This window comes from Streptomyces sp. NPDC054813 (assembly GCF_053611365.1).
Genome location: NZ_JBSHAF010000031.1, coordinates 41,519 through 60,323 on the forward strand (window position 1 = coordinate 41,519; position 18,805 = coordinate 60,323).

Genomic DNA, 18,805 nt, shown 5'->3' on the forward strand with positions numbered 1-18,805 from the left:
GCCCCCCCCGCCCACATGGGCTAGCGCCGACACCAGCAGCGCGGCCTTCTGGGGCGAACCGCCACGGAGGTGGCGGGGGCGCGTGAACTGGCGCCGCGAACAGCACACTTCCGCGCAACAACAGCTTGCGCTCCGGGATCTCCGCAAGAGCTCACCAGCCGCCTAGCGTTCCTTGCACAGCACCCCGAGCCCCCCTCCTAGAGAAAGAGTTCGCGCCATGTTCGTCGTCGACACGCAGATCCACATCTGGAAGGAAGAGACCCCGGACCGCCCCTGGGTGCCCGGCGCCCGCGAGCGGATCCGGCTCAACGGCCACCGCGAGGACCCCTTCTCCTACGAGGAGGCCCTGGAGCTGATGGACGAGGCCGGTGTGAACCGGGCGCTGATCCTGCCGCCGTCCTGGGAGGGCGACCGCATCGACTACGCCCTGGAGGCCTGCGAGGCGCACCCGGACCGGTTCGGCATCATGGCCCGCATCCCGCAGAACAAGCCCGAAGAGGGCAAGGCGATGCTCAAGGACTTCGCCCAGAACCCGCATGTGAAGGGCACCCGGCTGACCTTCCACCGGCCGCAGGACCGCAACTGGATGATCGACGGCACCAACGACTGGTACTGGCCGATCGCAGAGGAACTGCGCATCCCGACCATGGTGCACGCGCCGATCTGGAAGCGGGAGCTGGGCGAGATCGCCGCCAAGCATCCCGAGCTGAAGATCATCATCGACCACATGGGCATCATGGCCCGCTGTGTCGACGACGCGATCGGCTACTGGGTCCAGGAGACCGCCGACCTGCACGTGCACCCGAACATCTACGTCAAGGTGTCGGCGCTGCCGGGCTACTCCACCCAGGCCTTCCCGAACAACAACATCCAGAAGTACGTGCGCGAGATGGTCGACAGGATGGGCCCGCAGCGCTGCTTCTACGGCACCGACATCACCCGGCTGCTCGGCCACGGCATCACCTACACCGACACGATCGAGCAGTTCACCAAGCACTGGGACTTCACGCCCGAGGAGCTTGAATGGATCCTGGGCCGCGGTATCTCCGAGGTCCTGAACTGGCCGATCGAGGGCTGAGGGACACCGGCGATGACCAACACTCCAGGAACCGACGGCGGTGACGCCCTCGTCGCCGCCTTCAACGCCGTCGGCGCCGACTACCTCTTCTGCTCCTCGGGGTCCGAGTGGGCCCCGGTGTGGGAGGCGCTGGCCCGCCGCCACCGCGACGGCGAACCCGCGCCGGGCTACCTCGACCTCACGCACGAGACCGTGGCCGCCGGCATGGCCACCGGCTACGGACTGGTCAGGCGCCGTCCGCAGGGCGTGCTGCTGCATGCGGCGCCGGGTCTGCTCCAGGGCTCGATGGCCGTGCACGGGGCGCTGCTGGCCGGCGTGCCGATGGTCGTCGCCTCCTCGGAGTCGACGACGTACGGCGACGCTCCCGGGCACGACCCGGGTGGCCAGTGGTACCGCAACCTCTCGATCGTGGGCGGCCCGCACGGCATCGCCCAGCCGTTCACCAAGTGGTCGACCGAGGCGGCCAGTGTGCACACGCTGCCGACCATGATCACCCGGGCGGCCGAGCTGGCCTGGCGGGCGCCGGCCGGACCGGCGTATCTGAACATCCCGCTGGAGATCCTCCTTGAGGAGTGGGACGGCCGCGAGGCCAAGCCCGTCGTCGCACCGGGCTCCACCCACAGCTCGCCCGAAGAGGTCGATCCCGTCGCCCGGTTGATCCGCGAGGCGGCCAACCCGGTGATCGTCACGGAGACGGCGGGGCGCGAGCCGGGCGGCTTCGAGGCGCTGGTCGCCTTCGCGGAGGCCTGGAACATCCCGGTCGTCGAGCCGGACTCGGCGGTGTGCGGAAGCTTCCCGCGCACCCACCCGCTGCACGCCGGCAGCGACATCGGGCCGTGGATGGACGAGGCCGACCTCATCCTCCTGGTCAACTGCCGGGCGCCCTTCTACCCGCCCTCCAGGCGCCCAGGCCAGGCGAAGGTCGTCGTCATCGACGAGGTCCCGCAGCGCCCGCACGTCGTCTACCAGGCGCTGTTCGCCGACACGTACCTGGAAGGCAGCGTCACCAACACGCTGCGCCAGCTGACCAAGCGGGCGAAGGATCTCGACGAGCGTGCGGTCGAGGTCCGCCGGGCGGCGCAGGCTCAGCGGCACGCCGCCGAGCGGTCGGCGATCGCGGCGGCGGAGACCAGGGCCGAGGAGGGCACCGGCATCGACCCGGTGCTGGTCGCCGCCACCCTGCGCAGGCTGCTGCACGGGCAGGACGCGATCGTCGTGGACGAGACGATCACCCACAGCCGGGTGGTCAGGCGCCATCTCCAAGTCACCGACCCCGACTCCTACTTCTACGTCCAGGGCGGACTCGGTCAGGGCATCGCCGTCGCACTCGGCGTCAAACTCGCCGCGAGGGAAAGGCCGGTGGTCCTCACCGTCGGCGACGGCGCCTTCACCTACAACCCGGTGATCCCGTCGTACGACGCCTCGAACGCGTACGAACTTCCGTTGCTGATCGTGGTGTTCAACAACCGCGTGTACAAGTCGATGAACCTCAACCACCGCCGCTTCTACCCCGACGGCGCGGCCGCCGACACCGGCGAGTGGCTGGGCACCGACCTGCACCGGCTGCCCCGGCTCGCCGCGTTCGCCGAGCCGTTCGGCATGCACACCGAGACCGTGGACACGACGGAGGCACTCGTGCCCGCGCTGGAGCGCGCGCTGAAGGCTGTGGCCGAGGGGACGACCGCGGTGGTCGACGTCCTCGTCACCCGATGAGCGCTCCGCTGTAGGCGCCGTTCGAAATCCGCCGGCCGTCCGTGGCCGGTCGCGACCGCGCGGCGGCAGCCGCGGATCGACGCAGTCCCGCGCCCCTGACGGCGCGCCGTAGCCCAGGAGGCTTTCACCGCCATGTCCGACACACCCCCCAAGATCCTGGTGCCCGCCGAGGACCTGCGCACCTTCTCCGCCACCCTGCTGGAGAAGGGCGGTCTGAGCGCCGAGCACGCCCGTACCACCGCCGACGTGTTCGTCTGGGCCGCGCGGCGCGGCGTCGACTCGCACGGCACCGCACGTGTCCCCGCCTACCTGGACCTGCTCGCCAAGGGAGTCGCCAACGCCGACCCGCGGCTCACCGTCGAGTCCACGGCACCGGCCGCCGCCGTCCTCGACGCCGACCGTGCCCCCGGCCCGGTGGCCCTGACGGCCGCCGCCGACGAGGCGGTACGGCGGGCCCGCGAGATGGGCATCGCCTCGGTGGGCGTCCGCCGCACGGTCCACACCGGCGCCATCGGCTACTACGTCTCCCGGATCGCCGACCAGGGCCTGGTCGGGCTCGGGTTCGTGGCCGGCATGCCCAACATGGGCTACACCGGCGTCAGGGGTGCGGCCGTCGCCACCAGCCCCCTCGCCATCGCGGTACCGGCCCGCGAACACGCCCCGCTGCTGCTGGACATGGCCACCGCCACCGTCGCCCTCGGCAGGATCCGCCAGGCGAAGGCGAGCGGCACCCCGCTGCCCGAGGGCGCGGCCGCGACGGCGGACGGCATCCCGACGACCGACCCGCAAGAGGCCGTCATGCCGCTGCCGCTGGGCGGCGCGAAGGGCTCCGGCATGTCCCTGGCCTTCGAACTCCTGACCAGCGTGCTGGTCGGAGCCCCGATCTTCGCGTCCTTCCACGCGGGCGACCGCAAGCACCGCCAGAACGCCCTGCTCATCGCCCTGGACCCGGCCGCCTTCGGTGACCCGGAGGCCTTCGTGGCGGCGGTCGACGACACCCTGGGCACGCTGAAAGGCCTGCCGGTCGCGGACGGCGCGGACGGGGTGTTCTACCCGGGGGAGCGCAGCGCGGCGGTGGCCGGGGAGCGCGCGGAGAAGGGGATTCCGGTGGCGCCGAAGGTATGGCGGGAGCTGACGGAACACGCCGAGCGGCTGGGTGTGGCACTGCCGGTGTGAGTGAGGCGGGGCCCGCGGCAGGAGTCCTGGGAGATGGTCGCGCGGGCCCGGTCCGTGCACGCCGCGCAGTACTGTGCGTAAACGCGTGCGGTAACTTACTTGAGTTACGCAACGATATGGTAAACTGGCCGGTATGTCCACAGAACCCCTGCCGGCCGTCCCCGCCGCCACCCCGGAGGTCGTCGAGATCGAGCGTGCGCTGACGCGCATCACGTATCTGAGCACTCGGGCCCGGCAGCACGAGCGGCTGATGGCCCTCGCCGGCGTCCCGCTGGACCGCGCCGCGGTGGCTCTCCTGCGCCAGGTCGCCGACTCCGAACCGCTGCGCCCGGGGGAGCTCGCCCAACGGCTCGGTGTCGAGGCGTCCCATGTGACGCGCACGGTGCAGCAGCTCCAGAGGTCCGGCCATGTCACCCGGGTCCCCGATCCCGACGACCGTCGCGCCCAGCGGATCGAGCTCACCGACGCCGGACGGGAGGCCGTCCACCGGGTCCGGGACGCCGGGGCGCGCGGGATGCAGCTGGCCCTGGGCGAGTGGAAGCCGGAGGAGCTGCGCCAGCTGGCCACGCTGTTCCACCGTATGGTCGACGACTTCCTGGCCTACGCGGTCGAGGACGAGTCCGGCCCGGAGCCCGGCGAGACGGTGTCCTCGGGCCGCACCGTGTGAGTGCACGCCGTGCACGCACGCCCCGGCGGGGAGCGGGCCGGTACCGCCCGGTAATATGCGGCGCCAGGTCTTCAGAGGAGGCGGCGTGGCCCGGTCCGAACGTTCACCCCTGCTGCTGGCGGGGCTGCTGGCCACCGCCGGAGTGGCGCACTTCGCGGCGCCCAAGTCGTTCGACGCCACGATCCCGAAAGCACTGCCGGGCTCGCCCCGGGCCTGGACGTACGGCAGCGGGGCCGTGGAACTCGCGCTGGCGGCCGGGATCGCCCTGCCGCGCACCCGCAAGGCGGCGGCCCGGGCGGCCGCCGCCTTCTTCGTCGGCGTGTTCCCGGCCAACGTACAGATGGCCGTCGACTGGCAGCAGCGGCCCCAGCCGTTCAGGACCGCGGCCCTCGCCCGCCTGCCGCTCCAGATCCCCCTGGTGCTGTGGGCGCGCGGTGTCGCGCACAACGTCTCGCACAACGAGGAGGGCCGATAGATGGCGGGAACCGTCGAGGTCGGAAGCAAGATCGAGGACTTCGCGCTGCCGGACGAGACCGGCACGACGCGGACGCTCACGGAACTGCTGGCCGACGGGCCGGTCGTCCTCTTCTTCTACCCGGCCGCCCTGTCGCCCGGCTGCACCACCGAGGCCTGTCACTTCCGGGACCTGGCGGCCGAGTTCGCCGCCGCCGGCGCCCGTCCGGTCGGGATCAGCGGGGACAGCGTCGAGCGCCAGCAGGAGTTCTCCGGGAAGCACACGCTCGGCATGCCGTTGCTCTCCGACAGCGACGGCACGATCCGCGAGCGGTTCGGCGTCAAGCGCGGATTCGCGCTCGCCCCCACCAAGCGGGCCACCTTCGTCATCGCCCAGGACCGCACCGTCCTGGAGGTCGTCCGCAGCGAACTGCGCATGAACACGCACGCCGACCGGGCGCTCGCCGCACTGCGCGGTCAGCAGGGCTGAGACAGGCCGTCCCCGCGCTTGATGCGGTGGGACACAGGTCCCATCCTGGGGCGTATGGAGCGTGTCGCGGCCGCGGCGATCATTGATGCCCTGGGCAGGGTGACGGGGTGGAGCGAAGGCGCGCGGGTACTCACCGGCCGCCCGGCGGAGCAGGTCGTGGGCCGGCCCGCCGCCGACCTGCTCGCCGAGGCGGTCCCCGAGGCGGCGCTAGCCGCCCGCTCCGGGACCGTCGCCCTGCGCCACGCCGACGGACGCCGGACGGAGATCGCCCTGACCGCCTGCCCGGTCCTCGGCCCCGACGGCGGGACCACCGGATACGTCCTCACCGCCGACCCGCCCCGGCAGGCCGAGCCCACCCTGGCCGAACAGGCCTTCCAGCAGGCCTCCATGTCCATGTCGGTCTTCGACGTCCGCCAGCGCTACCTCCGCGTCAACGACGAGGTCTGTCAGGTCATGGGCGTCCCCGAGGAGGCCCTGCGCGGCCGTTTCTTTCTGGACACCGTCGAGGACGTCCCGCACAGCCAGGGCTTCCTGAGCCATCTGCGCCAGGTCGTCGAGACCGGCCGGCCCACCCGCTACGAGGCCTTCACCGGCGCCCCGGCCCTGGACCGGGAGCACGCCTGGAGCATCGAGATGTGGCCCCTGCACGACCCCGGCGGCGAGCTGACCGCCGTCGCCCTCGCCGCCTTCGACAGCACCGAGCAGTACCTGGCCCGGCTGCGGCTCGCCCTGCTCAACGAGGCGGCCACCTCCATCGGCACCACCCTGGACGTGGTGCGCACCGCCGAGGAGGTCGTCGAACTCATCGTCCCGCGCTACGCCGACTTCGCCAGCGTCGACCTGCTCGACTGGGTGCTCTCCGCCGAGGAACTGCCCACCGTCCCCGAGGGGGACATCGAACTGCGGCGCGTCGCCCACGGCTCGGCGACCGAGGGCACCCCCGAGGCGGCCGTACGGCTGGGCGAGACGGAGGTGCATCTGGCGTCGTCACCGCCGGCCCGGGCACTGCGGGAGGGGCGCGCGGTGGTCAGCCAGGCCGGCGAGCCGGAGTTCCGCCGCTGGGTCGCGGAGCGCAACGCCCGCGCGCCCGCGGGCCGCAAGTACCGGCAGGGCGTCCACTCCATGATCGCCGTACCCCTGCGGGCCCGGGGCGTCCTGCTCGGCGTGGTCGTCGGCGTGCGCATACGCCACACCGACGACTACGCAATCGACGACACGGTGTTCGCCGAGGAGATCGGCAGCCGTGCCGCCGTCTGTATCGACAACGCCCGCCGCTTCGCCCGCGAGCGCTCCACCGCCCTCGCCCTCCAGCACAGCCTGCTGCCCAGCGGCCTGCCCGGCCAGGCCGCCGTCGAGGTGGCGCACCGCTACCTGCCCTCAGGATCACTGGCCGGCATCGGCGGCGACTGGTTCGACGTGATCCCGCTCTCCGGCAGCCGGGTCGGCCTGGTCGTCGGAGACGTCGTCGGTCACGGCATCCACTCCTCCGCCACCATGGGCCGGCTGCGCACGGCCGTACGCACCCTCGCGGACGTCGACCTGCCCCCCGACGAACTCCTCACCCACCTCGACGACCTGGTCACCCACCTGGCCGCGGACGGCAACGGCGAGGAGGTCGCCGAACAGGGCGCCACCTGCCTGTACGCCGTCTACGACCCGGTCTCGCGCCGCCTCGCCCTCGCCGCCGCGGGCCATCCGGCGCCCGCCTTGGTGCTGCCCGGCGGCGAGGCCGAGCTGGTCCCGATGACCGCGGGACCGCCGCTCGGTGTCGGCGGTCTGCCCTTCGAGGCGGTGGAGCTCGACCTGCCCGAGGGCGCCGTCGTCGCCCTCTACACGGACGGCCTGATCGAGGACCGGGACCGGGACGTGGACCGCGCCACCGAGGAGATGTGCCGGGCGCTGAGCGCGCCGGCCGACTCGCTGGAGGACCTCAGCGACAACGTGCTCAAGGCCGTCCTGCCGGAACAGCCCTCCGACGACGTCGCCCTGCTGCTGGTCCGCACCCGCGCCCTCGGTGCCGACCGGGTCGCCACCTGGGACGTCCCGCCCGACCCCGCCGAGGTCGCGCACTTCCGGCAGGCGGCCACCGAACGCCTGGCCGCCTGGGGCCTGGACGAGGCCGCCTTCGTCACCGAACTCGTCGTCAGTGAACTCGTCACCAACGCCATCCGCTACGGCGAACCGCCCATCCAGCTGCGCCTGATCCGCGACCGCGCCCTCATCTGCGAGGTGTCCGACGGCAGTTCGACCTCACCGCATCTGCGTCGCGCGCACGCCTACGACGAGGGCGGCCGCGGCCTGCTCCTGGTCGCCCAGCTCACCCAGCGCTGGGGCAGCCGCCAGACCTGCACCGGCAAGACCATCTGGGCTGAACAGCCGCTGCCCGAAGGGCCGTTGCCGGTCATCGACGCCTGACGCGGCGGCCGGTCTACTCGAAGGCGCAGCCCGGGTTCGGCACCGACTCGGAGTACGGCGAGCCGTGCGGGAGGATGTACAGCACGTCCAGGACGAGGTCGGTGTCGCCCAGGTTCGCGCCCAGATGCACATCGCCCGCCCCGCCCGGCTCGTACACCGTGCCACCCTGCCGGTAGACGCCGTCCCCCGCGCAGTCCGAGTGGAAGTGGCTGAGCGTGCCCTTCTGGACGTATCCGTAGACCGGGCCGTCGTGGAAGTGCCAGCCGGTGGTCTGCCCGGGCGGGACGGTGATCTCCCGCAGCACGTAGTCCGTGCCGCCGATGGTGGTCTGGCTGATCACCCGGCCGGTCACACCCGGCCCGGCGGGGGTGGCGTAGGCGGTGCCGCAGGTCAGCAGAGTGCCGGCGGCGACCGCCCCGGCCAGCGCGGTACGGAGCGCGGTGCGCATACGGAGGGCCTCCTGAGCCGAAGATCGAGTACCTCCGTGAACATAGGCCCCCAGGGGGTCACCCGGGGCGGGAACGCCGCAATCCCGGTGCACCGGGCCCGCGCCCTCCGGCCCGTCGAACCAGGTGCCCCGGTAGGCGAGGACGGAGACCGGATACGGTCCGTCAGCCCGCGCCCGCGCCCGCGCCCGCGCCCGCGCCCGCGCCCGCGCCCGCGTCCGCGCCCGCGTCCGCGTCCGCCGCGACCTGGGCGAGAGTGCGGCCGGAGGTCACCGAGCGGGCCCGCCGGGGATCGGGCGTGCCGTGGCCGCCCGACCGCGCGGCCCCCTTCTTCACCAGCAGCCAGGCGTCGTCGCCGGCGCTGCCCCGGAACCGGGTCAGCGCGTACTCGCCGTGCAGCTTGGAGCCGTGCAGCCGGAACGTGGCATGCCCGTGCTCCAGCGACTGCGCGAAGCCGACCGGCCCGCCCTTGCGGTCGTGGCTGAGCGGCTCGTACCAGCCGTGGTCCCAGACGATCACGGTGCCACCGCCGTACTCGCCCTTCGGGATCACGCCCTCGAAGTCCTCGTACTCCAGCGGATGGTCCTCGGTGGGCACGGCCAGCCGCTTGTCCCCGGGGTCGGCCGACGGGCCCTTCGGCACCGACCAGGATTTCAGGACCTCGTCGACCTGCAGACGGAAGTCGAAGTGCATCCGGCGTGCGTCATGGATCTGCACCACGAACCGGGGCCGCCCGCCGCCCGGCCCCGCCTGCCCCGACGGCTCCCGGGTCCGCCCGAAGTCACGCTTGTCACGGTACGTGCGCAGCCGCTCGTCGGTACCCACCGCGGCTCCCTTCGTCGGAAGTACGCCCCGAGTACCCGCGCGGCTAGAACTCCTCGTGGCTGTCCGGGTCGCCGCCGAGGCGCTGGTGGGGCCGTTCGGAGACCGCCGCCAGCTGCGCGGCACTGAGCCGGAAGCCGAAGACGTCGAGGTTCGCCCGCTGCCGTTCGGCGGCCGCCAGCCGCTGCCGGGACTCCTCGAAGGAGGCGAGGGTCTCCTCGTACCCGTGGTGACGGCCCGGCAGCTTCGTCGTCACCACCACCTCCTCGCGGGGGACGCCGCTGCCCGCGACACCCCGGCCGACCCCGGTCTCGTTGCCGTAGTTCACGGCCGTGTCCACGAGCCGGTAACCCGCCTGGAGCGCATGGCGAACGGCCTGCTCGGCCTGCGTGTCGTCCATCGGCCAGGTGCCCAGGCCGACGGCGGGGATCGCCGTACCGTCGTTGAGCGAGTACGCCGGAATGCTGATCACGATGGGGCCTTCCCTCGACGTTGTCCTCCCTCCACCCTCACCGATGCGGGGAGTGGTGATCAAGCGGGGCCGACGCGTTCCGTGACGTCTGTCGCCGGGCGCGCCGGGCTGTCACGATCTTCGGGGAAAGCGGTACCGGCGAGCATCGGAGTACGCATGACGACGGACAGGGGCACGGCGGAGAAGGCGGAGCGCGTCGCAGGGGCCGAGGTGAAACCCGTCGCCGGGCACATCGGGGCCGAGATCACCGGCGTCGACCTCGGCGGGGACCTCGACGACGCAGTGGTCGCGCTGATCCGGGAGGCGGTGCTGCGCTGGAAGGTCGTCTTCTTCCGGGAGCAGCGGCTGGACCACGCCGGGCATGTCGCCTTCGCCCGGCGGTTCGGCGAGCCGGTCGTGCTCGGGCGACGGGGCAGCGCCTCGCCCGCCGGCTTCCCCGAGGTGGAGACCACCGCCGACCGGCTGGAACTGGGCGGACGGTTCGGCATGGAGCACGAGGAGTGGCTCCAGCGGCGCCGGCACACCCTGCTGCGCGGCTGGCACTGCGACCACGGCGCCCGCATCGACCCGCCCGCAGCGACCGTCCTGCGCGCCGAGACCGTCCCGCCGTACGGCGGCGACACCACCTGGGCCAACCTCGCCGCCGCCTACGCCGGGCTCTCCGCGCCGGTGCGCGCCTTCGTCGACGGACTGCGTGCCGAGCACCGCCTGGGTGTCGGCTACCAGTCCCGGCCCGGCGACGACTCCTACCTCCGCCATCTCCTCGACCATCAGGTCGCCTCGGTGCACCCGCTGGTGCGCGTCCACCCGCAGACCGGCGAGCGGGTCCTGTACGTCAACGGCTACTACGTCGAGCAGATCACCGACGTCTCCCGGCCGGAGAGTGCCGCGCTCCTGGAGATGCTGCTCGAACAGGCGGTACGGCCCGAGTACACGGTCCGCTTCCGATGGGAGCCCGGCAGCGTCGCGTTCTGGGACAACCGGGCCACCATCCATCTCGCGCCCGGCGACAACGCCCACCTCGGCTTCCCCCGGGTCATGCACCGGGTGATGCTGCACGGCGAGGTGCCGGTCGGCGTGGACGGCAAGCCGTCGCAGCCGGTCACCGGCACGGAGGCGGGCCGCTGGTGACTCAGGCGGCCGCGGGCCGCCAGCCGAGCGCCGGGCCCAGGTGGGTCGCCATGTCCGTGAGGATCTGCACATAGTCCTCGTGCTCGAACGCGAACGGCAGGGCGAACGCCACCTCGTCGACCTCGCGGAACGCGACGTGCGCGTGCAGCTGTTCGGCGATCTCGGCCGAGGTGCCCACCAGGTCGGGCGCGAACAGCAGCCGCGCCGGACCCTGCGGGGCCGTGGTGCGGGGCAGCCGCTTGGCCGCGTACGCCTCGTACTTGGCGCGCTGCTCGGGCGTGGCGGAGTCGGTGGGGATGACGACCAGGCCCTGCGAGACCCGGGCCGCGTCACCGTCCGGGTGGTGGGCCCGGAACTCACGGATGTGCGAGAGCTGGATCTGCGCGAAGTCGTTCGCGTCCTTCGGGCCCCCGGCCCGTACGACACTGCTGGTCAGGAAGTTCATGCCGTGCTCGCCCGCCCAGCGCGCAGAACTCAGGCTGCCGCCGCCGTACCAGAGCCGCCGCCCCAGGCTCGGGGAGTGCGGCTGGACCACGTCCGAGAACACCTCGAAGCCCTCGACCCCGCTGAAGTCGGTGGCCGGCTTGCCCCGCACGAAGTCCAGCAGCCGCCGCACCCGCTCGTAGCTGAAGTCCTCGGCGTCCGCCGTGTCCGGGTAGAGGGCTTCTCTGACCTGCTCGTAGTGCATGGGCGGGCCGACGCTCACGCCGGGGTTGAGACGGCCGCCGGACAGGATGTCGACGGTCGCCAGGTCCTCGGCGAGCCGCAGCGGGTTCTCCCACCCCAGCGGGATCACGGCGGTGCCCAGTTCGATACGGCTGGTGCGCTGCGAGGCCGCCGCGAGGACGGCCACCGGGGACGATATGCCGTACTGGAGGTGGCGATGGCGCACCCACGCGCTGTCGAAGCCGAGCCGCTCGCCCAGCTCGATGATCTCCAGCGTGGACTCGTGCCCCTTGCCCGGATCGGCCCCGTCGAACAGGCCGATGGTGAGGAAGCCCAGTCTGCGCAGCGGGCGGGGGGTGGACGGCACGGGTCCTCCAGCGGTCGTACGTCAGTTCTGCCCCGATTGTGACACCCGAACATTGCGGGAGTGTGATCAGCTGCGGATCAGGTCAGGGGGATGGTGATCTCGTCCTCGACCGGCGGATCCAGCTCCTGCACACGGTTCCCGGTCGCCGCGAAGCAGCGCAGCCGTACCGCCTCCGGGCTCACGTCGAGGCGCAGGAAGCACTTGAAGAAGGGCGGACTGTAGGTGGCCGAGCCCGGGGAGAACAGCTGGGTGTAGATCTTCTTCACCGGCAGCCGGAAGCGGGAGGTGCGGTCCGGGCGGCCGCCCGCGCCGAGCAGGCTCGCCACCAGCCGGGTGCGGCGGGTGACCCGGGTGTCCGGGCCGGGCGCGCGGCCGGGCTTGATGCCGAGACGTTCGGAGATCACGGCCGTCGCCTCAGCCGCGGTGAGCGTGAAGAACCGGGGCATGCGCAGCCGGCGGCCGTACAGCCGACTGTAGAAGGCCAGGGAGTCGCCGCGCAGCGGGTAGCAGCGGAAGTCGTCCTCGGTGACGTTCGCCACGGAGACCCGGGGGATGGTGTGGGTGGCGTGCATGAAGGCACCGCCACCGCCCGCGACCACGTACTGGATGGTGCGGCCGGCCACGTCGACCGGATAGCGCTGGTAGTTGTGGATGTCGCCGCCGATCGCCGCCACATAGTGGTGGGCCGGGTCGCGGACGATGTCGTCGACGGTGCCGCCGCCGTCGATCGGGCAGGGATGGTGCTCGCCGTCCACGTACAGCGGGGAGCCGGTGACCAGGATCTTCGGGCGCGGCCCCCGGGACACCTCCCGCAGCCAGGCGCCCTGTTCGGCGTCGATCGTGCCGAGCAGACCGGTGTCGATGCCGACGATCCGGACCGGGCCGGCGTCGATGGCCCAGTAGGGGCCGGGCTGTACGGCATGCTGCTCCGGCGTCGGCCGCAACTTGCGCGCCTCCGCGAGGAGTTGCTCGTCCGCCGGGCTCGGCCGGTGCCACAGCAGGGCACGCCACCATGCGCGGGAGAGGGGGCGCGGCTTCGGCTCGGCCGGGAGTGGCGGGGCGTCGTCGCAGAAGACGCGCATGAACGCGCCGAGGTCCTCGTACCAGTCGTGGTTGCCGGGAATCGCGTATATCGGCGCCGGATAGTCCTGGTAAGGGCGGAAGAACTTGGTGCCGTAGTCGTCGGTGGCGCCGACCGGATAGATCACGTCGCTCGCGATCACCGCGAAGTCGGTGTCCTGACTCGCCTTCAGGAAGCCGGGCACGACGGCGTACTGGGAGTCGTCGCCCTCGCCGGTGTCGCCGATCACCATGAACGAGAACCGGTCGGCCTCGGCACGCCGGATCACCTTGTCGGCCGCTGCCCCGGCGGCCGCCCGCTGCGCCACCCAGCGGCCGCGGGTACGGCCGGTCGGGTCGCCGAACCAGGACGCCAGCACGCCGTTGCGGGCCGCCCACATGGTCCTTGGGTTGAGCCAGAACAGCTTCTCGACATGGCTCGGCATCAGCCGGCGATAGGCACCGCGCTCGGCCTCGCCCCAGCCGGCGCCTTCTGCGGATTCGCGTGAGGAGTCAGACACCCGGGCACCGTAGCAACGATCAACGAGCGGGTGCGGCGAGGGGGTTGGCGTCCTGCGGGACGGTCACCATTCGTACGGGTTCGAGGGGGCGCCGTACGGGCCCTCGGGACGGGTGGGGGTGCCGTACTGGCCGGGGCCGCCGGGTGCCGGGCGGTCCGGGGTGGCGTACCGGTCCGGGGCGGGCGGTGCGGTGCGCGGTGCGGTGCCCGCCGCCGAGTCCGGCTGGGCCGCGCCGCCCGGTGCCGGGCGCGTCGCACGGCCGTGCCGGCTCCCGGGTGCGCGCCCGCCGCGCGGGCCCGGCGGGCGTGAGCGGGCCGCCCGGGGCGGGTTCGCCGGCCTGTTCTTCCCGGCTCCCGGCTGCCGGTTCCAGTCGCCCTCGCCCAGCACCAGCAGCGGGTCGAACATCACCACCACCCCGGCCAGCAGCAGGAAGACGGCCGGGCCCAGCAGCATGGGCAGCAGCAGCGAGGTGGGTGACGCGCTCGACCAGGAGGTGGCGGACGCCGGGTGCACGTCGACGCTCACCGCCGTCATGGCGGTGAAGTGCATGCCGAACACCGCCAGGCCCATCACCAGGCTGGCGCCCAGGCTCGCCAGGAAACCCCGGACCGACACGGCGGCCCACAGAGCGGCCGTCGCCGCCGCGATCGCGATCAGGACGGAGAGGGCGACCGTGACCCGGTCGTAGTGAATCGTTCCGTCGAGGCGGAGCGCGGCCATGCCCAGGTAGTGCATGGCGGCCACGCCGAGACCGGTGATGACGCCCGCCGTCGAGAGCGTCCCGGCGGTGGCGCCCCGGTAGCCGACCGCGAAGACGCCGATGCCGACGACCAGGATCGCCACCGCCAGACTGAGCAGGGTCAGGCCCACGTCGTAGCGGATCGCGGTCTCCTGGACATGGAAGCCGATCATCGCGATGAAGTGCATGGTCCAGATGCCGCAGCCGATCGAGGCCGCGCCCAGCGCGAGCCAACCGGGCTTCCACGACTGCCCGCTGTGGTGGAGCGAGCGGACGATGCAGCGCAGCCCCAGGGCTCCGCCCAGACAGGCCATCAGATAGGCCGCCACCGGAGTGACCGCGCCGTAGTGGAACCCGCTTGTCGTGCCGTGCATAACTGCAACTCCCCCCAGAGTCACGACTGTTGGAGGGAAGGTACTACGCGCCGGGGGTGTGCGCCCCGGCGTTCACCGGGACTTCGGCTGCCTCTCGGGCACCACGGGTCGGCACGCCTTCTCCACAGCCCGTTCTCGGTCCGTGCACAGCACCGGCTCAGGGGGTGACGATCTTGATTGCACTCATCCAGCCGTGCCCCTCGGGGCGGGTCTGCAGCGCCATGTGCAGCAACTGGATGCCTTCCAGCTCGCGGGCGTGCCGCAGCCCGCCGACGACCACCGGGTTGAGTCCGCCGGAGGAGACCAGCTCGGCCACCTGGTCGCGGGCCGCCGCGTCGTCACCCGCGATGAACACGTCCAGCGGCAGCCCGCCGACCTCACCCGCGACCAGCGCGCCCGCGAACGTGGTGTTGAAGGCCTTCACCACCCGGGTGCCCGGCGCGGCGGCCTCCGCGATCTGCTGGGCGCCGGAGCTGTCCGCGGGCACCGTGAGCGAGTCGAAGGTGGCGAAGTCCACCGGGTTGGAGATGTCGACGACCGTCTTCCCGGCGAGCTGGTCCCCGTACTCGGCCACCACCTGTCTGGCCGCGTCGAACGGCAGGGCCAGCACCACCACGTCCGCCGACCCGACCGCGTCCGGCACTGCGGGTGCCACATCGGCGCCGGCCATTCGCTCGCCCAGGGCGTCGGCGAGGTTGGCTGCCTTCGCCGGATCGGTGCCGACCAGCCGGACCGTGTGCCCGCCCGCCAGTGCCCGGGTGGCGATACCGCCCGCCATGTTGCCTGTGCCGACGATGAAGACCCGCATGGGGAGCCCTTTCCGTGGGGTGGGAGGTGAATCAGGATAAACGGGATGAATCGGCAAACCTGCCGCGACTCGGGCCGGGCGCGGGGTGTTTCGCCGTCACACGGCGGAGCGCGCTCCGTACGTGCAGGGTGTCGAGAAGGGACACCGGACCACTGGGTAGCCTGGCCGGTCATGGGGGACTGGGAGATGCGGCCGGCATCGCCGGCGGACGTCGAGGCGGTGGCCGAACTGCGCGCCGTCGTGCTGCGGGCCGATCTGGAGCGGCTCGGGCGGTACGACCCGCGGCGCGTCCGGCAGCGGCTGCGGGACGGGTTCGACACGGCCCACACCTGGGTGATCGAGGTGGGCGGCGCCTTCGCCGGCTGTGTCGCGCTGCGGCCGGCTGCCGACGCCCACTGGCTGGAACACTTCTGTCTGGCCCCGGACGTCCAGGGCGTCGGCATCGGTTCGGGCGTGCTGCGCGAGCTGCTGGCGCGGTGCGACCGTGACGGCGCCCGCGTCCGGCTGAACGTCCTGCGCGGCAGTGCGGCCCAACGGCTGTACGAGCGGCACGGGTTCACCGTCGAGGCCGAGGATCCGGTGGACGTCTTCATGGTGCGCTCGCCGTCGTCGTGAGCCCTGCTCCGCCTCAACCACCCCACGTGGCATAGGGAAAACCCTCGATTGACCTCGACTTGAATGACATGCGCGGGTCAAGGCTGGAATCCTCGCTCAGCACACGCTTTCTCCATGGCGTGTCCACGGATCACGGACCCCGTATCCCGGTCCCCGATCCCGGGCCCCGCACAGCTCAGCTCGTCCCGGACAGCACACCCCCGTCTGCCCGGTCTGTCACCGGCCGCGACCCGGCGGCCGCAGCAGGAGGAGTACGAGTGAGACGTCTTCCCCACAGACGCGCCACGGTCGGAGCCGCCCTGGTCTCCACCGTGGCGTTGTTCGCCGTCGGCATCCAGTCGGTCCCGGCGAACGCCAAGCCCGCCGCGCCCCACCCCAGCCCCCTTCGCACCGGCGGCCTGGAGGCCAAGCTCAGCCCCGCCCAGCACACCGCGCTGATCAAGAGCGCCCAGCAGCAGACCGCCGCGACCGCCCGCACCATCGGCCTCGGCGCCAAGGAGAAACTGGTCGTCAAGGACGTCGTCAAGGACAACGACGGCACCGTGCACACCCGTTACGAGCGCACCTACGCCGGCCTGCCGGTGCTCGGCGGCGACCTGGTCGTGCACACCCCGCCCGCTTCGCTGGCGGCCGGCACGGTCAGCACCACCTTCAACAACAAGCGCACCATCAAGGTCGCCTCCACCACGGCGGCCTTCACCAAGTCGGCCGCCCAGGCCGAGGCACTCAAGACCGCCAAGGCCCTCGACGCCGAGAAGCCCGCCGCCGACAGCGCCCGAAAGGTGATCTGGGCCGGCAACGGCACCCCGAAGCTCGCGTGGGAGACCGTGGTCGGCGGCTTCCAGGACGACGGCACCCCCAGCCAGCTGCACGTCGTCACGGACGCCACCACCGGCAAGGAGCTGTACCGCTACCAGGCGGTCAAGTCCGGTACCGGCAACACCCAGTACAGCGGCACGGTGACGCTGAACACGACCCTGTCGGGTTCGACGTACCAGCTGTACGACACCACGCGCGGTGGCCACAAGACGTACAGCCTCAACAACGCGACGTCGGGCACCGGCACCCTGATGACCGACACCGACGACGTCTGGGGCACCGGATCCGGCTCCAACACCCAGACCGCCGGCGCCGACGCGGCCTACGGCGCCCAGATGACCTGGGACTTCTACAAGAACACCTTCGGGCGCAGCGGCATCAAGAACGACGGTGTCGCCGCGTACTCCCGCGTCCACTACAGCACGGCGTACGTCAACGCCTTCTGGGACGACTCCTGCTTCTGCATGACCTACGGCGACGGCTCGGGCAGCACCCACGCCCTCACCTCGCTGGACGTGGCCGGCCACGAGATGAGCCACGGCGTCACCTCAAACACCGCGGGCCTCAACTACACCGGTGAGTCCGGCGGGTTGAACGAGGCGACCTCCGACATCTTCGGCACCGGCGTGGAGTTCTACGCCAACAACTCCTCCGACGTCGGCGACTACCTCATCGGCGAGAAGATCGACATCAACGGCGACGGCACCCCGCTGCGCTACATGGACAAGCCGAGCAAGGACGGCGGCTCCGCGGACAGCTGGTACTCCGGCGTCGGCAACCTCGACGTGCACTACTCCTCGGGCCCCGCGAACCACATGTTCTACCTGCTCTCCGAGGGCAGCGGCACCAAGACCATCAACGGCGTCACCTACAACAGCACGACCTCCGACGGCGTCGCCGTCGCCGGCATCGGCCGGGCCGCGGCCCTGCAGATCTGGTACAAGGCGCTGACGACGTACATGACGTCCAGCACCAACTACGCGGCAGCCCGGACCGCCGCGCTCAACGCCGCGACGGCTCTGTACGGCGCGAGCTCCGCCCAGTACGCGGGTGTGGCCAACGCCTTCGCGGGCATCAACGTCGGCAGCCACGTCACCCCGCCGACCTCGGGGGTGACGGTCACCAACCCGGGCAGCCAGTCCTCGACCGTGGGCACCGCGGTCAGCCTGCAGGTCTCGGCGAGCAGCACCAACAGCGGCTCGCTGACCTACGCGGCGACCGGACTGCCGACCGGCCTGTCGATCAACAGCTCCACCGGTGTCATCTCCGGCACCCCGACGACGGCGGGCACCTACAGCACGACCGTCACGGTGACCGACTCCACGGGCGCCACCGGTACCGCCTCCTTCACCTGGACGGTCAGTTCCAGCGGGGGCGGCGGCAGTTGCACCGCCACGCAGCTCCTCGGCAACGCGGGCTTCGAGTCGGGCAACACCACCTGGACCGCCACCAGCGGGGTCATCACCAACGACACCGGCGAGGCGGCACACGCGGGCTCCTACAAGGCCTGGCTGGACGGCTACGGCTCGACCCACACCGACACGCTCTCCCAGTCGGTGACGATCCCGAGCGGCTGCACGAGCACCACGTTCACGTTCTACCTGCACATCGACACCGCCGAGACCACCACCAGCACGCAGTACGACAAGCTGACGGTCGCCGCCGGTTCCACCACCCTGGCCACGTACTCCAACCTCAACGCGGCCTCCGGGTACGTGCAGAAGTCCTTCAGCCTCGGTTCCTTCGCGGGCAGCACCGTGACCCTGAAGTTCACCGGTGTCGAGGACTCCTCGCTCCAGACCAGCTTCGTCGTCGACGACACCGCCGTGACGACCGGCTGACGTACGGAAATGGTGAGCGTCCCCCCCCCCCCCCCCGGGGGGGGGGCGCGCGGGCCTGTGATCGGATCGGGGGCCGGGTGTTGTTAGCCGGCTTGGGTTTGGCGTGGGTTTACAACCACTCGAGGGTTGCGAC

General features: G+C 71.9%; 16 protein-coding genes and 1 pseudogene. 10 read left to right on the forward strand and 7 right to left on the reverse strand.

Going from position 1 to position 18,805, the window contains the following annotated elements; genetic code table 11:
• Positions 1–217 precede the first annotated feature (217 nt).
• From ACWGJB_RS42450 to ACWGJB_RS42480, 7 genes are all read left to right on the forward strand, one after another.
• On the forward strand, positions 218–1,078 hold the full coding sequence (locus ACWGJB_RS42450) for an amidohydrolase family protein (protein ID WP_453385367.1): 861 nt from the start codon (positions 218–220) through the stop codon (positions 1,076–1,078).
• 12 nt (positions 1,079–1,090) lie between these two features.
• Positions 1,091–2,791, forward strand: coding sequence for a thiamine pyrophosphate-dependent enzyme (locus ACWGJB_RS42455; RefSeq protein ID WP_453385368.1), 1,701 nt, complete (start codon positions 1,091–1,093; stop codon positions 2,789–2,791).
• A gap of 132 nt (positions 2,792–2,923) precedes the next feature.
• Positions 2,924–3,967 carry an Ldh family oxidoreductase gene (locus ACWGJB_RS42460; protein ID WP_453385369.1) on the forward strand — a complete coding sequence of 348 codons (1,044 nt, stop codon included), beginning with the start codon at positions 2,924–2,926 and terminating at the stop codon, positions 3,965–3,967.
• 133 nt (positions 3,968–4,100) lie between these two features.
• Positions 4,101–4,634: a MarR family winged helix-turn-helix transcriptional regulator gene (locus ACWGJB_RS42465; protein ID WP_453385370.1), complete on the forward strand. Its 534-nt coding sequence runs from the start codon at positions 4,101–4,103 to the stop codon at positions 4,632–4,634.
• A gap of 85 nt (positions 4,635–4,719) precedes the next feature.
• Entirely contained in the window at positions 4,720–5,109 is a 390-nt protein-coding gene (locus tag ACWGJB_RS42470; RefSeq protein WP_453385371.1) for a DoxX family protein, read from the forward strand.
• Complete coding sequence (locus tag ACWGJB_RS42475; RefSeq protein WP_453385372.1) at positions 5,110–5,577, forward strand: peroxiredoxin; 468 nt, start codon at positions 5,110–5,112, stop codon at positions 5,575–5,577.
• Between the two features lie 54 nt (positions 5,578–5,631).
• Complete coding sequence (locus tag ACWGJB_RS42480) at positions 5,632–7,992, forward strand: SpoIIE family protein phosphatase (RefSeq protein WP_453385373.1); 2,361 nt, start codon at positions 5,632–5,634, stop codon at positions 7,990–7,992.
• 13 nt (positions 7,993–8,005) lie between these two features.
• Here ACWGJB_RS42480 and ACWGJB_RS42485 read toward each other — a convergent pair whose 3' ends face one another.
• The 3 genes and pseudogenes from ACWGJB_RS42485 to ACWGJB_RS42495 all read right to left on the reverse strand — a co-directional run.
• Positions 8,006–8,440, reverse strand: coding sequence for a cupin domain-containing protein (locus ACWGJB_RS42485; protein WP_453385374.1), 435 nt, complete (start codon positions 8,438–8,440; stop codon positions 8,006–8,008).
• Positions 8,441–8,603: 163 nt separating this feature from the next.
• The gene (locus tag ACWGJB_RS42490; protein ID WP_453385375.1) at positions 8,604–9,263 is read right to left on the reverse strand and encodes a DNA polymerase ligase N-terminal domain-containing protein; all 660 of its coding nucleotides are present in this window, start codon (positions 9,261–9,263) and stop codon (positions 8,604–8,606) included.
• Positions 9,264–9,438: 175 nt separating this feature from the next.
• Positions 9,439–9,732, reverse strand: a pseudogene (locus tag ACWGJB_RS42495) (aldo/keto reductase); the annotation flags it as partial.
• A gap of 156 nt (positions 9,733–9,888) precedes the next feature.
• On the opposite strand from ACWGJB_RS42495, the gene ACWGJB_RS42500 reads away from it, so the two are divergent.
• Complete coding sequence (locus ACWGJB_RS42500; protein WP_453385376.1) at positions 9,889–10,863, forward strand: TauD/TfdA dioxygenase family protein; 975 nt, start codon at positions 9,889–9,891, stop codon at positions 10,861–10,863.
• Position 10,864: 1 nt separating this feature from the next.
• Here the strand turns inward: ACWGJB_RS42500 and ACWGJB_RS42505 are convergent, their stop codons facing one another.
• From ACWGJB_RS42505 to ACWGJB_RS42520, 4 genes are all read right to left on the reverse strand, one after another.
• Positions 10,865–11,896 (reverse strand): LLM class flavin-dependent oxidoreductase, encoded by a 1,032-nt coding sequence (locus ACWGJB_RS42505; protein ID WP_453385377.1) that lies wholly within the window; start codon positions 11,894–11,896, stop codon positions 10,865–10,867.
• 77 nt (positions 11,897–11,973) lie between these two features.
• Positions 11,974–13,476, reverse strand: coding sequence for a metallophosphoesterase family protein (locus tag ACWGJB_RS42510; protein WP_453385378.1), 1,503 nt, complete (start codon positions 13,474–13,476; stop codon positions 11,974–11,976).
• 63 nt (positions 13,477–13,539) lie between these two features.
• Positions 13,540–14,589, reverse strand: coding sequence for an MHYT domain-containing protein (locus ACWGJB_RS42515; RefSeq protein ID WP_453385379.1), 1,050 nt, complete (start codon positions 14,587–14,589; stop codon positions 13,540–13,542).
• Positions 14,590–14,746: 157 nt separating this feature from the next.
• Positions 14,747–15,397 carry an NADPH-dependent F420 reductase gene (locus tag ACWGJB_RS42520; protein WP_453385380.1) on the reverse strand — a complete coding sequence of 217 codons (651 nt, stop codon included), beginning with the start codon at positions 15,395–15,397 and terminating at the stop codon, positions 14,747–14,749.
• 171 nt (positions 15,398–15,568) lie between these two features.
• Here ACWGJB_RS42520 and ACWGJB_RS42525 point away from each other — a divergent pair, with 171 nt between their 5' ends.
• Positions 15,569–16,012, forward strand: coding sequence for an N-acetyltransferase family protein (locus ACWGJB_RS42525; RefSeq protein WP_453385381.1), 444 nt, complete (start codon positions 15,569–15,571; stop codon positions 16,010–16,012).
• 257 nt (positions 16,013–16,269) lie between these two features.
• On the forward strand, positions 16,270–18,672 hold the full coding sequence (locus ACWGJB_RS42530) for a M4 family metallopeptidase (RefSeq protein ID WP_453385382.1): 2,403 nt from the start codon (positions 16,270–16,272) through the stop codon (positions 18,670–18,672).
• Positions 18,673–18,805: the final 133 nt, after the last annotated feature.